1 protein-coding gene is annotated in these 706 nt (G+C 37.1%); it reads right to left on the reverse strand.

Annotated features, from left to right (window positions below; genetic code table 11):
- Positions 1-155 precede the first annotated feature (155 nt).
- Positions 156-566 (reverse strand): H-NS family histone-like protein, encoded by a 411-nt coding sequence (locus tag AB4307_RS08545; RefSeq protein WP_017060262.1) that lies wholly within the window; start codon positions 564-566, stop codon positions 156-158.
- Positions 567-706: the final 140 nt, after the last annotated feature.

Consider the following 706-nt stretch of genomic DNA (forward strand, 5'->3'; position numbering starts at 1 on the left):
ACATTTCAGGACGGGACAACAAATATAAAAAAGGCTCCGAAAGGAGCCTTTTTTGTTTCTGAATATATTGAAGTCGTAAATAATACTTTGGTCGACTTAAATATTAATTCTATCGCTTAGCGTGTAATTGATTACTCACTAAGTAAACTAAATGTTTAGATAGCAAACTCTTCTAGAGATTTACCAGCATCTAGCTGTTCTTGGATAGCTGAAGGCGTACGGCCTTGACCTGTCCAAGTCTTCTCGTCGCCGTTTGCGTCTACGTATTTGTATTTCGCTGGGCGAGGAGCGCGTTTAGCTTTTGTTGTTTTAGATTTTGCTTCACCAGAAAGTGCAGCAATAAGATCGGCAACATCAATTCCGTCTTTTGCAATTTGTTCAGCAATAGCAGAAAGCTTAGCTTCTTGCTCTGCTTTAGCAGCACGCTCTTCAGCTTCAGACTCTTGACGCTCTTGTACAACAATAGTCAGCTTGTCTAGCGCTTCTTCAAGTTGCTCAAGAGTTAATTCACGTGAGAACGCACGAAGGCTGCGGATATTTAATAGAGTTTTTGTTAATTCAGACATGATATTTTCCATCAAGGTAAACTAAATAATCTTCCTAATAATAAACAGAGCCTAGGAATAAAACAAATAGTATTTCTTCTATTACATATTTAAATATAAAAGTGAGATGAATAGTTGAAAATTCAGAGCAGTATTTCTAT

Origin of the sequence: Vibrio sp. 10N.261.52.C2, assembly GCF_041471425.1 — a bacterium.
GTDB classification, from domain to species: Bacteria; Pseudomonadota; Gammaproteobacteria; order Enterobacterales; family Vibrionaceae; genus Vibrio; species Vibrio crassostreae_C.

What these genes read in the sequence shown, in the direction of transcription:
- AB4307_RS08545 (WP_017060262.1), bottom strand. Translation starts at nt 566, where the DNA reads ATGTCTGAATTAACAAAAACTCTATTAAATATCCGCAGCCTTCGTGCG.